This is a genomic window from Mojavia sp. (assembly GCF_059505145.1).
The window spans coordinates 99,953-119,799 of the sequence record NZ_JCACKA010000036.1; the positions used below are offsets into that span (position 1 = coordinate 99,953).

General features: G+C 40.5%; 14 protein-coding genes and 1 pseudogene. 12 read left to right on the forward strand and 3 right to left on the reverse strand.

The genetic code is table 11. From position 1 onward, the window contains the following. Positions 1 to 859 precede the first annotated feature (859 nt). From AC5JL8_RS06775 to AC5JL8_RS06790, 4 genes and pseudogenes are all read left to right on the forward strand, one after another. Positions 860 to 2,719 carry a response regulator gene (locus AC5JL8_RS06775; RefSeq protein WP_495879019.1) on the forward strand — a complete coding sequence of 620 codons (1,860 nt, stop codon included), beginning with the start codon at positions 860 to 862 and terminating at the stop codon, positions 2,717 to 2,719. Positions 2,720 to 2,939: 220 nt separating this feature from the next. Beyond that, the gene (locus AC5JL8_RS06780) at positions 2,940 to 3,113 is read left to right on the forward strand and encodes a hypothetical protein (protein ID WP_495879020.1); all 174 of its coding nucleotides are present in this window, start codon (positions 2,940 to 2,942) and stop codon (positions 3,111 to 3,113) included. 89 nt (positions 3,114 to 3,202) lie between these two features. Next, positions 3,203 to 3,475 (forward strand): hypothetical protein, encoded by a 273-nt coding sequence (locus tag AC5JL8_RS06785; RefSeq protein WP_495879021.1) that lies wholly within the window; start codon positions 3,203 to 3,205, stop codon positions 3,473 to 3,475. Between the two features lie 141 nt (positions 3,476 to 3,616). After that, positions 3,617 to 3,781, forward strand: a pseudogene (locus AC5JL8_RS06790) (zinc ribbon domain-containing protein); the annotation flags it as partial. Between the two features lie 48 nt (positions 3,782 to 3,829). Here the strand turns inward: AC5JL8_RS06790 and AC5JL8_RS06795 are convergent. After that, the gene (locus AC5JL8_RS06795) at positions 3,830 to 4,228 is read right to left on the reverse strand and encodes a nuclear transport factor 2 family protein (protein ID WP_495879022.1); all 399 of its coding nucleotides are present in this window, start codon (positions 4,226 to 4,228) and stop codon (positions 3,830 to 3,832) included. Positions 4,229 to 4,560: 332 nt separating this feature from the next. Then, positions 4,561 to 5,418, reverse strand: a complete 858-nt coding sequence (gene ypfJ / locus AC5JL8_RS06800; RefSeq protein WP_495879023.1) for a KPN_02809 family neutral zinc metallopeptidase — start codon at positions 5,416 to 5,418, stop codon at positions 4,561 to 4,563. 513 nt (positions 5,419 to 5,931) lie between these two features. Here ypfJ and AC5JL8_RS06805 point away from each other — a divergent pair. Beyond that, positions 5,932 to 6,369 (forward strand): hypothetical protein, encoded by a 438-nt coding sequence (locus AC5JL8_RS06805; RefSeq protein WP_495879024.1) that lies wholly within the window; start codon positions 5,932 to 5,934, stop codon positions 6,367 to 6,369. Between the two features lie 171 nt (positions 6,370 to 6,540). Further along, positions 6,541 to 7,740, forward strand: a complete 1,200-nt coding sequence (locus tag AC5JL8_RS06810) for a DUF4336 domain-containing protein (protein WP_495879061.1) — start codon at positions 6,541 to 6,543, stop codon at positions 7,738 to 7,740. A 221-nt stretch (positions 7,741 to 7,961) separates the two neighbouring features. On the opposite strand, the gene AC5JL8_RS06815 is transcribed toward AC5JL8_RS06810, so the two are convergent. Beyond that, positions 7,962 to 9,296, reverse strand: coding sequence for a beta-barrel domain-containing protein (locus tag AC5JL8_RS06815; protein WP_495879025.1), 1,335 nt, complete (start codon positions 9,294 to 9,296; stop codon positions 7,962 to 7,964). 881 nt (positions 9,297 to 10,177) lie between these two features. Here AC5JL8_RS06815 and AC5JL8_RS06820 point away from each other — a divergent pair. The 6 genes from AC5JL8_RS06820 (at position 10,178) to AC5JL8_RS06845 (ending at position 19,782) form a co-directional block, all read left to right on the forward strand. Continuing rightward, positions 10,178 to 10,420, forward strand: coding sequence for a hypothetical protein (locus tag AC5JL8_RS06820; RefSeq protein WP_495879026.1), 243 nt, complete (start codon positions 10,178 to 10,180; stop codon positions 10,418 to 10,420). A gap of 657 nt (positions 10,421 to 11,077) precedes the next feature. Next, a complete protein-coding gene (locus tag AC5JL8_RS06825; protein ID WP_495879027.1) occupies positions 11,078 to 11,332 on the forward strand; it encodes a hypothetical protein in 255 nt (84 codons plus the stop codon). Positions 11,333 to 11,434: 102 nt separating this feature from the next. Beyond that, positions 11,435 to 13,579, forward strand: a complete 2,145-nt coding sequence (locus tag AC5JL8_RS06830) for a peptidase domain-containing ABC transporter (protein ID WP_495879028.1) — start codon at positions 11,435 to 11,437, stop codon at positions 13,577 to 13,579. A gap of 527 nt (positions 13,580 to 14,106) precedes the next feature. Beyond that, complete coding sequence (locus AC5JL8_RS06835; protein ID WP_495879029.1) at positions 14,107 to 15,330, forward strand: family 10 glycosylhydrolase; 1,224 nt, start codon at positions 14,107 to 14,109, stop codon at positions 15,328 to 15,330. 1,278 nt (positions 15,331 to 16,608) lie between these two features. After that, positions 16,609 to 17,466: an iron-containing redox enzyme family protein gene (locus AC5JL8_RS06840; RefSeq protein ID WP_495879030.1), complete on the forward strand. Its 858-nt coding sequence runs from the start codon at positions 16,609 to 16,611 to the stop codon at positions 17,464 to 17,466. Between the two features lie 468 nt (positions 17,467 to 17,934). After that, the gene (locus tag AC5JL8_RS06845) at positions 17,935 to 19,782 is read left to right on the forward strand and encodes a thiamine pyrophosphate-dependent enzyme (RefSeq protein ID WP_495879031.1); all 1,848 of its coding nucleotides are present in this window, start codon (positions 17,935 to 17,937) and stop codon (positions 19,780 to 19,782) included. The last annotated feature ends 65 nt before the right edge of the window (positions 19,783 to 19,847 follow it).

Consider the following 19,847-nt stretch of genomic DNA (forward strand, 5'->3'; position numbering starts at 1 on the left):
ATGACCGAACACAGGACTGCAATTACTATTAATTTGGATGTATTCGCACTTTCCATACTCCAATACCCTCATGAGCTTAATTTTTGTTTATTTCTCTGATTTTTGGAAAAAAATGCTGCTTCAAAAAATATGACCACTCGTCAGCAAGATCTGCAAAATAGCATTAGGAAATTGCTTAAAGCTTTCTAAGTCTCAGCCCAATAAAGTATATTTAATTATTGCTCCAGTCACCTTTACTTAGTCTTAGCTGTGTAACAAGCGTTGATTTTCCAAGAATGCTCTGAATACTTTTTTATGGGAAAACAATAAGATTTTCTTTTATTTCAACTTTTATTTCTTACGTCTGTAGAAGTATATATTGATATAAATATATTAATTAGTTAACATTTAATATAAATTTAATCAAAAGTTAACTTTACAATTAAAATTTGACAAGAAATTAGAGTTATCAAAGCTTTTGAAGGTTGCTCTTCGCAATTAGTTGCAGAGTAACTATAGAGTAACTATATTTGGCGTTGCATAAATGCGGGATGAATTACGATGTTTAACCAAAGTGAAAGATTGATTTTTCGCGCCTTTGCGCCTTTGCACGAAATAAAATTCATCCTATTAATCAGCAACGCCCTATATTTAATATAGAAACATAAAAAAGATTTGTGTTTCATTACGTGTCGGCAAGCTAACACGATACCCAGCTTTCCTAACTAAAGCTCTTTCCTGGCTGATAAGGGGTTTTCTACTGACCTACCAGCCTAAGCCTTGCCTTTGATAGATGACGTATAAAGCTAAAACGGGCATAACCTAAGTTATAGAGATTTGATTATAGCGCTCAAGGTTGCTTCTACAAGCAAACATTTCCATGAGAATTCTTTTGGTTGAAGACGATGATCTGCTTGCTCAAGCCGTAGCAACGACTCTTGCTAAACAAAATTATGTGGTTGATGTTGCTGCTGATGGTGAAGCCGGTTGGGAGTTGGTAAGTGTTTGTAACTACGACCTAATTTTGCTAGATGTCGTTCTGCCAAAGCTGGATGGTATCAGTCTTTGTCGGCAATTACGGCAAGCAGGCTATAAAATGCTGATTCTGCTTTTAACGGCAAAAGATACTAAAACTGATAAAATTCTCGGTTTAGATGCCGGTGCAGATGATTATGTAGTCAAACCATTTGACTTTCAAGAGTTATCAGCTCGTATTCGTGCTTTATTACGCAGGGGAAATACTTCTTTACCTCCTGTTTTAGAATGGGGAAGTTTGCGTCTTGATCCTAATATTTGTGAAGTGGCTTATGCAGACATTACATTACATTTAACGGCAAAAGAATTTAGTATTTTAGAGCTTTTTTTACGCAACAACCAACGCACCTTTAGCCGGAGTGCGATTGTAGATCAACTTTGGGGTGCTGAAAAAGACCCACCAGAAGAAAATACGATTAAATCTCATATCAAAAGTTTACGCCAGAAATTAAAAGCAGCAGGTGCTAACTACGATTTTATAGAAACTGTTTACGGGATGGGTTATCGTTTAAAAGCTCTATCTCATGAGCAAAATTGTCCGATAACTGAGCCAGAAACAAATTCAAACCAGCAGCAAATTCTACTAGCAGCCATTGCTAAAGAACGGGAAAATTTCAAAGCTAAGGTTGGTTCGCGCATTGCAGTCTTGAAGCAAGCAGTTGATGCTTTAACAAAAGGAACACTTGACGCTCAACTACGGCAAAAAGCAGAGCAGGAAGCTCACAAGCTAGTTGGTTCTTTGGGTAGTTTTGGTTTTCCAGAGGGTTCGCTACTGGCTAATGAGATAGAAGATTTATTTCAAAGCAAAACATCCATCAGTCAAACTCAATGTTTTTATTTAGATAAGCTCTTGATGGAGTTACAACGAGAGCTAGAAAAAACTTCAGTTGAACAAACTCAAACTCTACTATTGGTAGTTAGCAATGATCAGCAAGTAACTGAGCAATTACTAAAGGAGGCTGTAAACCAAGAAATACAAGTTAAAATTACTACTAATCTCGCGGCCACCAGAAAGATGATCGCATCTTTAAATCCTGATGTGGTGCTACTTGATATTGATATTGAGAAAGACAGCTTGAAGTTACTAATAGAATTATCCCAGCGATCGCCTACGGTGAGCGAAACGCCAACGCCGTCAATACCAGTGTTAGTTTTGACAGAACGAAATAATTTTAGCGATCGCGTTGAGGTTGCACGAATTGGCGGACGTGCTTTTTTGCAAAAATCCATGCCTCCTAGCCAAATTTTCGAGTCAGTCACCCAAGTATTACAACAAACTCGTATTACTAAAGCGAGAATCATGGTTGTAGACGATGACCCGCAGATATTAACTGTTATACAACAATCTCTAGAAGCTTTAGGACTTACTTCAAAAACTCTTGAAGACCCACGGTACTTCTGGGATATTTTGACAGAATTTTCTCCAGATTTGCTAATTTTAGATGTAGAAATGCCTTATATTAATGGCATTGAACTTTGTCAGATAGTACGTAACGATCCGTATTGGAAATTTTTACTAGTACTGTTTATTGTTGATGATTTACAAGCAGATATTGTTGAGAAAATATTTGCGCTCGGTGCCGATGATTGTGTGAGCAAACCTATAGTGAGTTCAAAACTAATCACCCAGATTTTGAACCGTCTGGAGCGAACTCAATTAATTAGCAAGATGTCTAAAGCTAGGTGTTCTGCTTATATATGCTAAACAAATTTTTGTATCTAATGTCTCTACTCTGGATTATCAACTCAAAGAATTGTTGAGTTACTAAAGGAATAAAACTATGAGCCAGTTAACTCCAAGTGAGATAAATATAGCCCTAATGACACTTGGTGGGCTAGTGCTAGGGCTTGGGCTGTTGTCTGGCTGGCTCAAAGAGAGGTTGTTTCTCTGAGATCCTCTCATAGCTTTGGTAGTTGGAGTGTTATTGAGTCCATCTGTGTTTGGCTTAATCGACCTTGCTCACTGGGGTAAACCAGAGATGATTTTAGAACAAGGAGCAAGATTAGCGATCTGGCAGTTTTTGCGGCAGGAATCGCGTTTGATATGGTTGTGGGCGGTCGTGACAGAGCTGAAGAAGAAAACGTACAGGAAGCAGTAGACCGCTTTTTTACTTTGTATATTTTCGTGCTATTGGGTTTATATCTACCCTAGCAGCAATGGTTCGAGTTAGGTTGGAAGGGTGTGCTATTGGCGGTAGCGATTCTGTTGCTGCGCCGACTACCAGCAGTACTGTTACTGCGTCCTTTTCTTGGGCGGTTGCGAGGGATACAGGATGCCCTGTTTTTAGGGTGGTTTGGCCCTATTGGTGTAGCGGCGCTCTTCTATGCTTTCCTTTCACTGCGTCAGGCAGGTGTGGAAGAACCCTGGATTATAGGTAGTCTAGTCATTTGTGCTTCAATCCTCGTCCACGGTTGCACGGCTGTACCCTTGGCTAAACTCTACGGAAAGCAGCAAAGGTAATCCTTGATAAAGATTATTAATACTAAGTTGCGTTCAACAAGAATATTGAGGAATGGAAAAGGTAGTGAAATAAATATTGGCGTTGCTGAATCAGAATATGAAATACGAATCTATCCCACTAATAAAATTCTGTTAAGTGAATACGTTTTAGAAACTCTTGATTTGTCTATTAGAGAGTGGCGTTGCCCATCCTGTGAATCTGTGAACGGACGCGATGAAAACGCCGCTCGGAATATTTGTGCAGTCGGGGCATCGACTGTTAGGTTAGGTGATGTAAGACGGGCTAATCCTGCTATCGCTGTCTGATCCCAGAATCCCCGCAATTCAATTGCGGGGAGTATGTCAAGGTAACCGTTATTGCTTATCTATTCCACCCTCCGAAGCGATCGCTGTTGCTTGTGCTGCAATAATTCGCCATTTGCCATGCTCTTTCAGGTATGTGCGTGTATAACGGTAGACACCGTAGAAGGGTGAACCCTTGAACATTCCCCCCACTCTCGCCTTCAAGTTAGTAATTGCTGTTGAGCCAAACACTCGAATGATTAAATCAGCTGTTTCATAAGTTGTGACCACCAAGCCACCTGATTGGTGAAGGGTCAAGTCTTGTGCTTTGTCGATTACATCACCTTGAGGATCGGTGAAAATTACCTCGTCCGATAAGAACTTATCCAAAGCTGCGACATCATTATGCAGCATTGCCTGAGCTAGTTCTACTTCCAAGTTTTCAATTTCTTGTTCTGGAGACTCACCCATTGCTTTCTCCTGAGTTTTGATATCAAGTTCAGATAATTAGTTATAATTCCCGCATCTGTGCAAAAACGTAAAAAGCCTTTCTCCCCCTGCACCCTGCCACGCCAGTCGCTACAAGTCGCTTAACCCTTTCGGCAGTCGCTCATGGGGAGCCACTGCGTTGCGCGGGTTTCCCGCGTTGTAGCAAGTGGCGTGGAAACCCCCTGCGTACCCGTCGCTGCCTCACCAACGCGCTGGCTCCCCCTGCGGTCTTAATGATAAGTCTTTAACCGAACATGATATGATTGCCTCAACTGATCGCTGTCGTCCCAAAGATAACGCTACGCAATTCAATTTCAAAGATTTTTAACTGCAAAAGTATTACATTGCGCTGGATCGCCTGTTTCAATGCCCCGCTTAAACCAGCGGACTCTTTGGGCTGAACTACCGTGCGTAAAAGACTCAGGGGTAACATACCCTCTTGCTTGACTTTGCAAACGATCGTCACCAATACTGCTGGCAGCATTTAGTGCTTCTTCAACATCACCTGTTTCTAATACTTGCCGTGAGCGCTCGGCATGGTGCGCCCAAATGCCAGCAAAACAGTCTGCCTGTAACTCTTGCCGGACTGAGAGTTGATTTGCTTCTACTTTATCAGCTTGACGCTGCAATGCTTGAACTCGATTAGAAATGCCCATAAGATTCTGGACATGATGCCCAACTTCATGAGCAATTACATACGCTTGGGCAAAGTCTCCTGGTGCTTGATGCCGAGTCTTCAAATCCTCATAAAAACTTAAGTCAATATAGAGCTTTTGATCGCTAGGGCAGTAAAATGGGCCAACAGCTGATCGCGCAAAACCGCAAGCAGATTCCACTGCATCCGAATAAAGAACTAAGGTGGGTTCCGCATAAGTCTGTCCTCTTTGCTGAAACAGACTGCGCCATGTATCTTCTGTGTCTGCTAGGACAACTGAAACAAAATCAGCCATGCGGTCATCACCCGCAGAACGTTGTGTTTGAGGAGATTGTGAGTAGGGGCGATCGCTCGGTGCTTGTCCTTGTTCCCAGATTACACTTGGATCACCCCCTAATAAGGCAACAACCAGCGATAGAATAACTGCGCCAATACCACCTCCTACAACAGGAGCCGAAAGCCGAGTTCCACGCCTGTCTTCAACATTAGTGCTTCTACGGCCAAATTCCCAGCGCATAATCTAGAGTCTCCAAGCTAATTAACCTGACATAAGTGAATCAGTGGCGAATCAAGAGACATCACACGGAAGTTAGACGTTCTATTAATTCATCAAAAATATTAGTAGTTTCATCAATTAAAATCTTCTGCCCAAAGGACAACAATTATTTAATAGTCATTCCAACTTAAGGAAGGCTATTTTATAGTAAGGTTTATCTGTTAAGGCGATAGGTGCAAAATGTCTATTCAGAGCAGAGATGTAGCCTGACAGCGCTATCTATTCCTCTATATGTCTGTTGTAAACTTTTGAACAAAAATGTGGGGCGCACTATTTACCCATTAATCAGGGATTTAGGTAGGTTCACAAAACCAGTATAAAATTAATTTCCACACTCGCAACACTATTTTTGCTATAAATGTATTTATAACTACCAATATTATTGTAGCTACTGATATCAGGCTACTATTTTTGAGTTTTTTATTTAGCTCGTTGTCATTTTTACACTTACATTGAATCTTGAGAAATTTAATTATGAAATTCTCGCTCTTAGTCTTCGTTGTTCTGGTTAGCGCATTCGCTGTAACTCAGAGCGCCTATGCCAACCAAGAAAATATTTTTCCATCGGCAACAGGCAAACTTGATGAAGCTGCTGTTATCCTGCCTGTAATAGATGAACCTAATCAAGCAGCTGTTCTGATAACTGAACCCGCTACGATTAATGCTAAGTGGAGTAATGTCAGTGAGCAAAGTCAGGATCTAAAACAAACGGCTAATTCAATTTATATTACGCAAGAGCAAGGATGTAAAAAGATTAATCCCCTTGAGTTTCTTGAAAATCCAGAAGCTATATTTAAGAAATGCCAGAACCAAACTAATAATCAAATTCCTCAACATAACAGCGAACCAATTGAGTATTTAAAAGTGCCTCGGCTTGATTCTGGTATCAGTGTTACGGTTACTCAATTTTGATATAAAACCCTATTTGATTTTTGCGAAGCTAGGTACACCTTCATTTCCCTGTCTCTAGGCAATTCTTTAGAAAGAACTGCTCCCTGTCTCTAGGCAATTCTTTAGAAAGAACTGCGATCGCAAAATATTTACTAAAAACTCATTCCTACACAACCAACAACCCTTCCAGTGATGAATATACAAGGGTCGCAAGAACGACAGATGCATCCGCGAGATTGGTCATGGCCGTTTTGGCCTGCTGTACCACTTTACCCCTACAGCAAACGGCGGACACTTTGCTTTGAAGTAGTTAAGGACACTATTTGGACATTCGACCAGCTTCAAGGCATCCTCTACACCATCGTGCCAATTCGGATGACCGTGGTCAAGCTTGAAGTAGGTGGTTTGTTGGTCTACGCACCTGTTGCTCCAACGACCGAGTGTATCTACCTCCTTAACGAATTAGTGGCAAGGCACGGTGAAGTTAAATATATTATCCTGCCAACTAGTTCTGGATTGGAGCATAAAGTTTTTGTTGGCCCTTTTGCCAGAAAATTTCCCCAAGCGCAGGTATTTGTTGCTCCGCACCAATGGAGCTTTCCAATCAACTTACCGCTGAGTTGGCTTGGCTTTCCCCAAAGACGTACCCAGGTGCTACCAGAAGACAACAGCCAAGTTCCCTTCGCCAATGAATTTGAGTATGCGGTGTTAGACATCAACCTTGGACGGGGATCTTTTGGTGAAGTTGCAATCTTTCACAAGCGATCGCGCACTTTGCTTGTTACTGATTCTGTACTTTCTGTACCAGATAATCCACCTGCGATCGCGCAATTAGATCCATACCCCTTGCTGTTTCATGCCAGAGACAACGCTTTGCAGGTAATCGAAGATAATCAAGCGAATCGTCGCAAAGGATGGCAACGTATCTCATTGTTTGCGATTTACTTCCGTCCCAGGGTGTTGGAGGTCGCTGGATTGAGGCAGATATTTCAAGATGCTCTCAAAGCACCTGATCGTTCAAGTAAGGCTTACTTCGGTTTATTTCCGTTCCGATGGCAAAAAAACTGGCAGTACTCATTTGATGCTTTAAGAGGAAATGGACGTTTATTTGTAGCGCCGATTTTGCAAACTCTAATTCTTCCCCAAGCGCCAAAACAAGTACTTGACTGGGCCGACAAAGTTGCTAGTTGGGATTTTCAACAGATTATCAGCTGTCATTTTGACTCGCCAATTGCGGCCAGTTCACGGCAATTTCGCCAAGCATTCACTTTTTTGGAGAAGAATCCATCCCAAAGCCAACCCTTACCGGAAGAAGACTTACGATTTATTAAGGAACTTGAGGCGAGTTTAGTTAGGCGTGGTATTGCTACACCAGCCAAAGAGAAAATATAAAGCGATCGCTCTCTTTAAGCGATGATATCCTGGTTGCAGTCAAAATTCTGAACACTTGGGGGAAGAAGCCGCAAAAGAAAAGAATTCTTCTCTCCTTCTCATATCAAGTTCGGATAATTAGTTATAATTCCCGCATCTGTGCAAAAACGTAAAAACCCTTTCTCCCCCTGCTCCCTGCGGTCTTAATGATAAGTCTTTAACCGAACACGATATCAATCAACCTATAAATCTGTGAGCAGCCTTGCTTTTCTCAGAATAAATCTCAGTAATGTTTCTTCTTTGGAAATGATATCAGCTGTAACTTCCATCCCTGGTTGAATAGGATAGGATTTACCGTCCTTGTTTAAATTAAGTTTCTCTGGCTCAATTGTCAGCTCATAGTAAGGCGCAGTTTGACTGTTGCCGTTAACTTGAGGTGTAATAGCATCGGCAGTTATAGCTCTAACAGCACCTTTGAGGATGCCATAATCCGGGTAAGGATAGGTAGAAACTCGCATTAGTACTTTTCCCTCTGTACATTCTGGTACTTGTGCTGCTTTACATACCTGTACCTTGCTAATCTCAGCAGCGGCAACACGAGCTTTGATCACCAGAGGAGCTGTACTAGGGGCAATTTGAGCGATCGCATCGCCAACACGCACAATCTGCCCAGGATTTCTTAATTCTAGTTTTAGGATAGTACCTGCCTCTGAAGCCCGAATTACAGTTTTTTGCAGTTGTGATAAGAGTTGTTTTAACTCTTCTTGAGCGCTGCTGATTTGATTTTGGATTTCTACTTGACGTCCGATGAGTTGTTGTTTTTCTTTGTTCAATGTAGCGAGGGTAGACTCACCTTTTGCTCGTTCTTGGGCAATGCGTTCTTGTGCGATCGCCACATTTGCGCCAATGGGATTCAGTGCAGCTTTGGTGCGTTCTAATCTGGCTTTTGCCGCTTTGAAAGCTTGTTCTTTCTCCTTGATTTGTAAAGTTGCGATCGCTCCAGTATTTGCCAGCTGCTGATATCGCTTCAGTTCCTCCTTCGCTAACTCTACAGAGGCTTCTACTTCTTGCACTTCTGCCTGAGTTGTAATTTGCTTGTCTCGATATTCCCGTTGGTTACCACTGAGGTCAGCTTGAGCAGAGATAATCGCTCGCCGCGTCGAATTGGACTCAGCAGCAATTTGAGCCTGTAGCGCTTTTAGTTGTGCACTGATTTGCGCTCGTTGTAAATGATTCTGCCGGATATTTCCGATAATTTGGCTTTTTTTACTTTGCAATTGGGAGTTGTCGAGCAGTGCAATCTCATCTCCCTTTTTTACCACCTGATTTTCTTTCACCTTGATGCTTGTAACCGTTCCCTCGGTTGCTGCTTGCACTAATCGTATTTCTCCAGTTGGGCGGACGGTAGCATCAGCTTTCACCGTAATGTTGTATTGAATGACGCTAGCAAAGCCGAAGGCTACGCCAACAGTTCCGATTAAAAATATCCCTCCCATCCTTGTCCATATATTGATTGGGGGAAGATATTCGTCGTTTTCGACTAAGCGGAGAAAGTCTGGTTGGGGGTCTATAAACATGAGCGCTAAAAGACATTTTGGTTGTGCAAATAATCTAGCAAAAAATCTAGCTAGCTAGATCTAGCTAAATAGGCAAGATTTAGCCTCTATCTATTGGTATAAATTTCCAGAATCAACTAAAAATTCTTACCTAACCTTTATATTTTCTTCTACAATTTATCCAATCTTGATTTCTATTTAAAAAGTTTATATGTAGATAAATAAGCTTTTTCCTTCAGTTAAGGTTCTATTGTTTGAGGTATGAAGAGGTAATAGTAGGGAGCGTTAGAGTCGAGATTGATTTATCGTTTAATCTCAAATCCAGCAGCTTTAAATGTATTTATATGACAATAGCTTATACTTGTTAAAATACTGAGTGTATAAATTCAATCAACACCAAACTCTATTTCAGACATAATACTTATATTAAATTGTAGAACCCTACTGTTTTATTTAACCAGTATTAGTTGACAAAAATCTGTATAAAAAATAATCATTTTATTGATATAAGACGCTATAAGCTTTCTAAAATAAAGCATTTTACGGTCGTTTACACATAAATGCTTAATATTATTAGTATTTATTTAGACTAATAATATTAACAATAAAATTACAAAAATAATCTGAAATAATCTGAAATCAGCATACTGAGAGTATAAGAAAACTTATATTTTCTAGGTAGGCAATAACTTTTTAAATTAAAATGAAGTATAAAATACTGCCTAAAAATATATTTTTTTGGACTTTTGTCCTAAATATTTCTTAAAAAAAAAATGCTACATCAGCTATTAAAAACTCTATAATCAAAACAGCAGCACAAAAAGTTACTAAATATACTATTTATTGGTTACTTTTATGTGGTGCAACTGTACATTTCCCCTTACTAAGTGAGAACTAAGATTATGGAAAGCACATTGTTTACTACACTCAATCCCAACGAAGAAGCCAATATTTCTGGTGGTAAGAGGAAGCCCGCTAAAGTCAGACCTGTCCTCGTCAAGGTTGATATCACGCAATCAGCCGATGGTGGCGATGGTGGAGATGTTACTTTGAGTCTTGATGATAAGAGTAAAATTATCAAGTCTACTATTACCCTTACCGGTGGAGCTGGTGGAGATGGTGGAACGAACACCGTAAAACTTTAGAGTAATAGGCAAACTTATGAGGTTTAGGAGGAGGGAAATAATTAACGTAAAGACACGCTTAACCGCGTCTTTACTGGACAAAGGATCGCGTATTAAAAATTACCCTGTTGACGCAGGTGTAAGTTACTTTTACGTAGGAACCTAATAGCTAATCGACTTAATCCTACGTAGCCATTAGCTATTTATTGCGGTTATCCTAACATACCTTTTCCTACCCACCTACTTTTCTTCAAAAAACTTAAAAAAGCCTTATTGACGAAAGCCTTATTGACGGTTGCTATTATACAACCGTCAATAAGGCTTCATTAGCGCGTTTCCCTAAATATACTGCTGAGTTTTGACTAGCGAAGTAGGAAAATTAAACGCTAATTTCTGAAAAATCGACCATCTTCATCACAATCTAGCTAGGAATTTCTGAACGATAACGAAACTGTTTTTACAGAGCTTATTCCTAACAGTTAAGTAAATCTGTCTAAAGGTAGACATACTAAAATTACCGATATTTTCTCTGTTGATATAATAAAAGAAGATTATTTAAAAGTGGGGAGATTCTGTAAGAAAGCTCACAAGGCTAATTGCGGGAATTTGAAGACAAATGAAAATAGCTTTGTAAAAGGCTCAAAAGTGATAATTAGCAACCTAGCTTAACGTAAGCTCATGAAAAGCGCTCAAACAACCCCAATGTTTATGCCATTGAATGAAATCGAAGAAGCAAACCTGTCTGGCGGTCAGAGTTTGGTGCTTTCTAATCAGGTGATTTCTGGTAAAATTATTATAAAAAAGGGATCATCTGGGAAAGCAGGTAGAAAAAATGTAAAAGTCCAAGTTACTCGAACTCTCGAAGAAGGTGAAATTGCAGAGTTAGAAGAATTAGATGATCTATTGTCCCTATTAGAAAGTGAGTGGGAATGATACTACAACTCAACTGTTGGTCAAATTTTTAACCACGCAGGGAGAACAACCCTGCTATTTTTTTGGGTTTGATCACGATGTTATTGGGTATTGGAGTGTGAAATGAAATATCAAGTTGTTGCACAACATAGTGAAGAAGATTGTGGAGCGGCTTGTCTTGCTTCTGTTGCCAAACATTATCGGCGTAACTTTACACTAAATCGCATCCGGGAAGCAGTCGGTACTGGACAATTAGGAACAACATTATTGGGATTGAGGCGGGGAGCTGAGGCGCTTGGTTTCAATGCACGCTCAGTCAGAGCATCAAATGAAATATTAGACCGGATGAATCAAGCGCCACTGCCAGCAATCATTCACTGGAAAGGCTACCACTGGGTTGTTTTGTATGGTCAAAAAGGCAAGAAATATGTAGTTGCCGACCCAGCCGTTAACATCCGTTATGTCTCTAGAAAAGAATTAACGGAGGCTTGGTCAGATAGGGTGATGCTTTTACTAGAGCCAGATTCGGTTCGCTTTTATGCTCAACCGGATGATAAAATCGACGGTCTTTGGCGCTTTGTGCGGCGTGTATTGCCTTATAAAGGCATAATATTCGAGGCTTTTCTCTGCGCTCTAGTTATCGGACTGCTTTCGTTAACTTCTCCTTTGCTGCTGCAAATTCTTACAGATGATGTCCTAGTTCGAGGTGATATCAAGCTTCTTGGTGCTGTGATTATTGCCGTTGTAGTGATGAATTTGGTGTCAAGTAGTCTGCAACTAGTTCAAAATAACCTGATTGCCCATTTTGCCCAACGGCTTGAGTTAGGGCTAGTTCTAGAATTTGCTAGAACAATTCTGCGGCTGCCTCTGAATTACTATGAATCCCGTCGCAGTGGCGAGATTGTTAGCAGATTGCAAGATATTCAACAAATTAATCAGCTAGTTTCTCAGGCAGTTATCGGTCTGCCTAGCCAATTGTTTATTGGAGTGGTTTCTTTGGGTTTCATGCTGTTCTATAGCTGGAAACTCACCTTTGTTGCCATCATTGTTGCTATTGTCATGAGTTTATCTACAGTGGTTTTCTTGCCTACGCTTCAACAAAAAGTCAGAAGTGTATTGGTCTTAGACGCAGAAAACCAGGGCGTTCTCGTTGAAAGCTTTAAAGGCGCGCTGACACTCAAAACTACTACTGCTGCTCCTCAATTTTGGGAAGAATTTCAAAACAGATTTGGTCGGCTATCAAACCAAACATTTCGCACAATTCAGATTGGAATTATTAATAATATATTCTCTGGGTTAGTTTATGGTATTGGCAGCGTTAGTTTGCTTGGTTTTGGTAGCATCCTGGTTATTAATAAAGAACTTAGCATCGGTCAACTCTTGGCATTTAACGGGATGAATGGTAATTTTTTGGGGTTAATCGGTGCTGTACTTGGATTTATAGATGAATTCACTCGTGCCAAAACTGCCACGCAGCGCTTAACAGAAGTTATCGACTCTACACCTGAAAATCCAGACGATACTAAAAAACCCTTTGCTAAAATTCCTGGCAATGCAGATATTATTTGCACAAATCTAAACTTTCACTACGCCGGCAGGCTAGAGCTACTGGAGGATTTTTCCCTCACGATTCCTGGCGGTAAGGTTGTTGCCCTCATTGGTACATCAGGCTGTGGAAAAAGTTCTCTTGCTAAACTGATTGCCGGATTATATTCACCTAATTCTGGTAATATTCGCATTGGTATTTATAATCTGCAAGACCTAGCCCTTGATTGTTTACGGCAACAAGTTGTCCTTGTTCCTCAAGACGCTCATTTTTGGAGTCGCTCGATTGTTGAAAACTTCCGTTTAGGTTCTCCTCATGTCACCTTTGAGCAAATTGTCACCGCTTGCCAAATTGCTGAGGCTGACGATTTTATTAGTAAACTCCCTGAAAAATATCAAACTGTCTTAGGTGAATTTGGATCAAATATTTCTGGTGGACAACGCCAAAGACTGGCTCTAGCACGAGCCATCATCAACGACCCACCAGTCTTAATTTTAGATGAATCAACTGCTGGACTTGATCCAGTAAGTGAAGCTCAAGTTTTGAATCAACTGTTGTTACATCGTAAAGGTAAAACTACGATTCTGATTAGCCACCGTCCTAGAGTAATTATGCGTGCTGATTGGATTGTGCTACTAAACCAAGGCAAATTACAAATTCAGGGGACTGTAGAAGATTTGCGTGCCCAACCAGGAAACCATTTAGACTTTTTAACCCCTTAACTCTGTTTTATCACTCTTGTCAAAGTATAATTGAAGGCGATCGCAAAACTGAGAAAAAGACTATGGTTGAGCCTTGTCCACCCGCGCCCATAGTCCAATTTGTGGATAAGGGCTGCCAGCTGTATCAAAACCTCTTTCCAAAAGTTAGAAGCTCTGACACTCTCTAACATATTATTTTAACACTTCCATACTTGATAAAATTTAAGTTTTGAATAATACAAAATTTATACGTAAATTTTGGGTTGCAGATAAATAAAATGCTTTATCTACGACTAAATTGAGCTTTTATTCTAAATGTGTAGGGTATATTGGGCACTAATAGATACTAGCTACGTCAACTATCTTAATTTACTGAAATTGCTGAATTTGCTCCAGGTTCTCTGAGGACAAATTTTGATCCAGGGATGCGCGACTACCAATTAACTAATTCTTTAGTAAGCATAAATGCTTGTAGACTATATGACTAGTGGACTTCATCACAAAGCAAGCAATGGCGCATGTGGGTAGTTAACGCATCATTCAAACCTATGAAATTGATTTTTCTAATTCCAGGTTGGCGACATAGACGCGGAGTGAGTTTTCGTCAGGCGTGGCTCAAACGCTTTTTCCCGATACTTGTTTTAATATCGTGCGTGACGGCATTACTGGTAGGTAACTTCACCCCTGCGATCGCCCAGCTACCCCGTGAAGAAATTCGCGGGGTTTGGATGACCAACAACGATATCGATATTCTCAAGGAACGAGCCAAAGTGCAGGATGCCGTGAGCCAACTGCGGCGGATGAACTTTAATACTATTTATCCCGTAATATGGAATTCTGGCTATGTGATGTATCCCAGCGCCGTAGCAAAAAGTAGAGGTATCCAACCCTTTGTTTTGCGAGGAACCGATGGACATGATATCCTTGCAGACTTAATTAACCAAGCCCATCGCCAAGGCTTACTCGTGATTCCCTGGTTTGAGTTTGGTTTTATGGCTCCGCCAACCTCAGAACTGGTATTGAATCATCCAAATTGGTTTACGCAAAAGCGGGATGGTAGCCAAACTTCTATTAGTGCTGCGGGTGAGGTTATGTGGCTCAATCCCTTTCATCCACAAGTGCAGCAGTTTATCACTGATCTCGTGTTAGAAAACGTCACCCAGTATGATGCTGATGGCATTCAGTTTGACGATCACATGAGTTTACCCCACGAATTTGGCTACGATCCATACACAGTGGCACTGTACACTCAAGAAACTAAGAATAATCCCCCAAGCAATCCTCAAGATCCAGCATGGGTAAAATGGCGGGCAGATAAAATCACAGCGTTCATGGTAAAACTCAACCAAGCTGTCAAAGCCAGAAAACCCAAAGCAATTTTTTCTGTTTCCCCCAATTACTACGACTTTGCTTACAAGTTTCAACTACAAGACTGGCTTACCTGGATACGATTGAATATTGTAGACGAGTTAATTGTGCAAATTTATCGTCCCAATCTTCAAAATTTTATTGCCAATCTTTCCCGAACAGAAATTCGAGAAGCGCAGCAAGTGATTCCAACCGGAGTTGGAATTATGGCAGGATTGCGAAATAAGCCAGTCCCAATGCGGCAAATTCATTCACAAGTGCGGGCTGCTCAAGAACGCGGCTTGGGTGTAGCCTTCTTCTACTACGAAAGTTTGTGGGAATCTGCCCCAGAAGAAGTTGCAGAAAGACAGGCTGGACTTCAATCTTTATTCCGCTCTCCCGCACTTCGCGCCAGGATTGAATAAACTTTTAGGCGTTGCATATTTGCGAAATGATTTAGCAACATCAGAAACCTTCTCCCCTGCTACCCCAGCCTCTCCAGCTTGCCCCAATTCATCCTACTGTTCTGCAATGCCTAATATTCTTGTGGGATGGGTGGACACTCATCCCTGATTTTTTCGAGCGGGTAAGATGCTCAACGCAGTGGCTCCCCTACAAGAATCATTCCTTGATTGTGCAACGCTAACTTTTAGTACAGCGTTTATATCATGTTCCGTTAATTAATATAAATAAACAATTCTCGCAGCGAAGACTAAAGTCCTCAAAAACACTTTTTTTACCACTCACGATTTTTACCAATAAAATTCCTATATTTTCTATGATGCAGTTGATATCTTCAAAGAATTGGGAATTATATATTGGCACTGCATTAAGTGTCTATGCGTAATATCATGTCAGTTCAAATAACCGTCATTGCGACCGTAGGGAAGCAATCCCAAAACCTAGCCATTGCGTCGTTTCACTTTGTTCCACTCGCAATGACATACTAAGGGTAATTTGCCGGACATCATATAATTTGGTAAATATAGTTCTATGATCCTTTCTTTACAACAAAACCAGTGGGACAAGGAACAGAATTTATCATTGAATTGCCGATTAAGTAGCACCTAAGTATGCGATCGCGCGGAGCGCAGCACCGGAGGCGATCGCACACTTACGACCTTTCTTTGAGAGCATAGAAATTTTTGGCTTGCGGCTCATAAAATTTTAGGATGTAACAGCTTAAAACTCAAAACTTTTAAGGTAGCATATTTTATTTTTTACAATCTCTATCTAAAGTAAGATGCTATGCTACTACTTTTGGAATAAAATCCTAGCTGAGTATTAACAAGCACATACGATCATTTTTCGTAGTCTCAAGAGTATGCATCTTGCTAACTCTAATGCTTTGCTGATAAAGGCTTGTCTTTACCAGCTTACTGCACCATGAGGTAATACAAAAATAGGTCACATTGTTGCTCTAGAAAAGTTTTAGCCAAGCCTATTTGTTTGCAAAAAACGGTAACAAATACCGCTTTCTAAGAGAAAATCTGAGGTATTTAATCATACCTTTACGGCTCAAAATTTTTCTAACTACGAAAAGCGCAAACTATCTGAGTCTCAGCAGGTATTTTAAAATTTAGTGCTTGCTCTAGACAGTATCTTCATGACAACAGATGCTATATTTCATTAAATTTTGAGCTAATTTTAAAGCGTCTGCAAGCTAACGCTAAGGTTATTTATTTAGTTAAAGGAAACAAAAAATGAGTACACAAGAAATGAATGTAACCACATTTGAACTATTGGATATTTCTCATGAAATTAACTCAATTAATGCAGAAATTATCAACAAGTTAGCTTTACAAAGCAAAAATATAAATAAAATTTCTTTGGATAGATTGGTTCAGCAAAAAGCCAAGCTAATAGAGGCTGAAAGAAGCCAAGTAGCTCCTATAGCTCAAAAAGTTATCAATCGGATGCAGCTAAAAATGCAAGAAATAGATGAACTACTATCTACAAGAAAGGAGCAAGGTAAAATCACCTGTGACGGTTATATCCGCTATTTAATTCAAGCTTGGTATTGTAGTAGCCATACCCCTGATTTTCAAGTTTTATTTCATCAACGTATAGCTGAATATACGAAAAGTTTTTCTGAGGAAAAATTAAAACGCGGAAGCAAATTTGTTCACACAATGGAATCCGAGGCTGATGAGGAGATAGGACACGAAGTCTTGGCATTAAGGGATTTACAAAAATTAGGTGTTCAGATATTTAATAAAATTAATGACGTTTTCGATGAATCAAAAAGCTTAATTAATTCACAAAATAAACTGTTAAATCAAAGTAACTTCATAGGCTTTTTAGGATACTCATCCTACATGGAGTTTTTGTTTGCTAAACATATTGGTTATCAACTAGAACTTTTGAGCGAAGCAGGAATTAATAGAGAAGCTCAAACCTTTTTATACAATCACTATGTTATTGATTTAAGTCATGCTGGGCATGACATAGATTTACTTAACTTTTTCGTTGACAATGAGGAAATTTTAAATATAATAAATGAGAATATTGATGTTGTCCACTCGTTTTATAAAGGCATTATAGCCAGAGCTTTTAACTAATCAGAGCTTTAGCTATCAACCTCGTCAAGTTTAGGAAACAAAATCGATATGCTAAATCATGAAAAATGATATTGCAAGTATTTTTCTCCCTAATATCCTTATAAACGAACTTTGGCTACCTCCTTAATTATTTATAAAAATTTCCAGAAAACTAAGTTTTTTCATGCATGAATAGCTACTTTGGTACTGCTACTTAAAGGCTCACATCTAGAACCAAGCCCATGCAGTTATAAATTGCACGGCAGTAGTTTTGTGCAGACATAAATTATCAAAACTTAACATCAATATCTTAGACTTCGTGTTTGTTGGATAACGGTTTCGTGCTGCTTTTAAAATACCTAATCGTCAGAATCAATCTGCCAACTATTAGCGATCGCTGCAACAAACTAGTGCCAATTTGCACTCATTTCTAAAACACGACATATCTGCTTTTGTATGTCTTCATGTAATAACTTTTTCTAATCATCTATGAACGAAAATAAAGTTTCATCGAACTTGCTTGTGCAATCCCCGTTTTACAACAAATTGGCAATGAAGTTAATGGAATCGAGGCTAACTAACGCTAAACTCAATGATGATTACCTCAGACATGAAAAGCACGCAGACATCAAGTCATCCCCATCGCTCTTACTCTCAGATGCAATTGTCAAGTTACTAGAAGATTTAGGAGTTAAATACGCCTTTGGTGTTTCTGGCGGCGCGATGGCAAAGCTTTGGGGTTCACTCTCAAACAGCCAGATCCAAGTACTTCACTTTCGCCACGAAGTCGGAGCAGCCTTTGCAGCAGCAGAAGCATCTTTGGCTAGCGATCGCCCTGTTGTCATCTTCACCACAGCAGGCCCAGGTATTACCAACGCCTTGACCGGGATTTTAGCAGCGCGTGGTGAGGGAGCAAAGGTGATTCTCCTATCCGCTTCTACTTCAGCATTACAGCATGGACGGTATGCGATCCAAGAAACTCATGAGCAGACAATACCTGGAGGAATTTTTACCTCAGGAGCGCTGTTCCATTATGCAACAACTCTTGAGTGCGCCGAACAACTGCCACAAGCTGCTCGCAGAATTGCTCTTGGCTTAACAAGACCAAACGGCTTTGTGGCTCATTTGAGTATTCCGACAAACTTGCAGTCGAGTTTGATACATGAATCTTTACCTCAAGTAGATTTATCTTTGGCGCAAAATATTCCTAGCAAAGACACAATTGCCAAATGCATACATCTACTATCTGAAGGTAACTTTGCGATCTGGGTTGGTTTTGGTGCAAGATCCGCAGCCGAAGAGATCCGCCAACTGGCTGAAAGAACCGGAGCCGCAGTCATGTGTTCACCTCGTGGCAAAGGTATTTTCCCTGAAAATCATCCTCAGTTTGTGGGCGTTACAGGTTTGGGGGGTCATGCTTCAGTATTTACATATATGCAAAAGCATTCTCCTCAACGCATATTAGTCTTAGGAACCCGCCTTGGGGAACCGACTTCTTTCTGGAGCAGCCAAATGATTCCCCAAGCTGGATTTGTTCATGTTGATGTTGATCCAGATATTCTAGGGGTTGCCTATCCATCCGTGCCAACTTTTCCTGTTCTATGTGAAGTGAAAACTTTTGTGGAGTCACTGCTGCAATACTGGCCAGACAATTTTGCAGAATCAAAATTAGTAACCCTACCTCATCCTGAAGCTGAAATAATTCAACCAAGCAACAATGAACTAGTACGCCCTGAAGTCTTAATGCAGCAGATTCAGCAGGTGTGCGTTGAAAACAGCGATGCAATTATTATGGCAGAATCGGGTAATTCGTTTACTTGGGCAACCCACCTCCTACGATTTGCCCTACCTAAGCGTTATCGAGTCAGTACTGCAATTGGAGCTATGGGTCATGCAGCTACGGGAGTTGTTGGTGCTGCTAAAGCTCATGGCAAAGCGATCGCCATTGTTGGCGATGGTGCAATGTTGATGAACAACGAAATCAGCACAGCAGTGAAATACAAGATTCCTGCCGTCTGGATTGTCCTCAATGATGCCCGATACAATATGTGTTTCCAGGGAATGGCAATGCTAGGGCTTGAGGCAGATGCAACCATTCCCCGCACAGATTTTGTGATGATTGCTCGCGGTATGGGGGCTGATGGTATTCGCGTCGAAACTGAATCTGATATTCGCAAAGCCTTAGAACAAGCACTGGCAGCCTCTACCCCATTTGTGATTGATGTAATGATCGACCCAACTCGGCAAGCACCATCTCGCGGACGTAATCAAGGTTTACTTGCCCAAGGAGTTGCAGATAGTCCAAACAAAGAAATTTCATTTCCCTTGCTAAAGTAACCATTTTTAGCGTTGCTGATTAATGGGATGAATTTTGTTTCGCGCATAGACACGGAGTGGTGAGG

Excerpts from the sequence above, each read along its gene's own strand:
- AC5JL8_RS06815 (WP_495879025.1), bottom strand. The coding sequence starts at position 9,296 with ATGTTTATAGACCCCCAACCAGACTTTCTCCGCTTAGTCGAAAACGAC.
- AC5JL8_RS06805 (WP_495879024.1), top strand. The coding sequence starts at position 5,932 with ATGAAATTCTCGCTCTTAGTCTTCGTTGTTCTGGTTAGCGCATTCGCT.
- AC5JL8_RS06840 (WP_495879030.1), top strand. The coding sequence starts at position 16,609 with ATGAGTACACAAGAAATGAATGTAACCACATTTGAACTATTGGATATT.
- AC5JL8_RS06835 (WP_495879029.1), top strand. The coding sequence starts at position 14,107 with ATGAAATTGATTTTTCTAATTCCAGGTTGGCGACATAGACGCGGAGTG.
- AC5JL8_RS06775 (WP_495879019.1), top strand. The coding sequence starts at position 860 with ATGAGAATTCTTTTGGTTGAAGACGATGATCTGCTTGCTCAAGCCGTA.
- AC5JL8_RS06825 (WP_495879027.1), top strand. The coding sequence starts at position 11,078 with ATGAAAAGCGCTCAAACAACCCCAATGTTTATGCCATTGAATGAAATC.
- AC5JL8_RS06830 (WP_495879028.1), top strand. The coding sequence starts at position 11,435 with ATGAAATATCAAGTTGTTGCACAACATAGTGAAGAAGATTGTGGAGCG.
- AC5JL8_RS06845 (WP_495879031.1), top strand. The coding sequence starts at position 17,935 with ATGAACGAAAATAAAGTTTCATCGAACTTGCTTGTGCAATCCCCGTTT.
- AC5JL8_RS06795 (WP_495879022.1), bottom strand. The coding sequence starts at position 4,228 with ATGGGTGAGTCTCCAGAACAAGAAATTGAAAACTTGGAAGTAGAACTA.
- ypfJ (WP_495879023.1), bottom strand. The coding sequence starts at position 5,418 with ATGCGCTGGGAATTTGGCCGTAGAAGCACTAATGTTGAAGACAGGCGT.
- AC5JL8_RS06810 (WP_495879061.1), top strand. The coding sequence starts at position 6,541 with ATGAATATACAAGGGTCGCAAGAACGACAGATGCATCCGCGAGATTGG.
- AC5JL8_RS06820 (WP_495879026.1), top strand. The coding sequence starts at position 10,178 with ATGGAAAGCACATTGTTTACTACACTCAATCCCAACGAAGAAGCCAAT.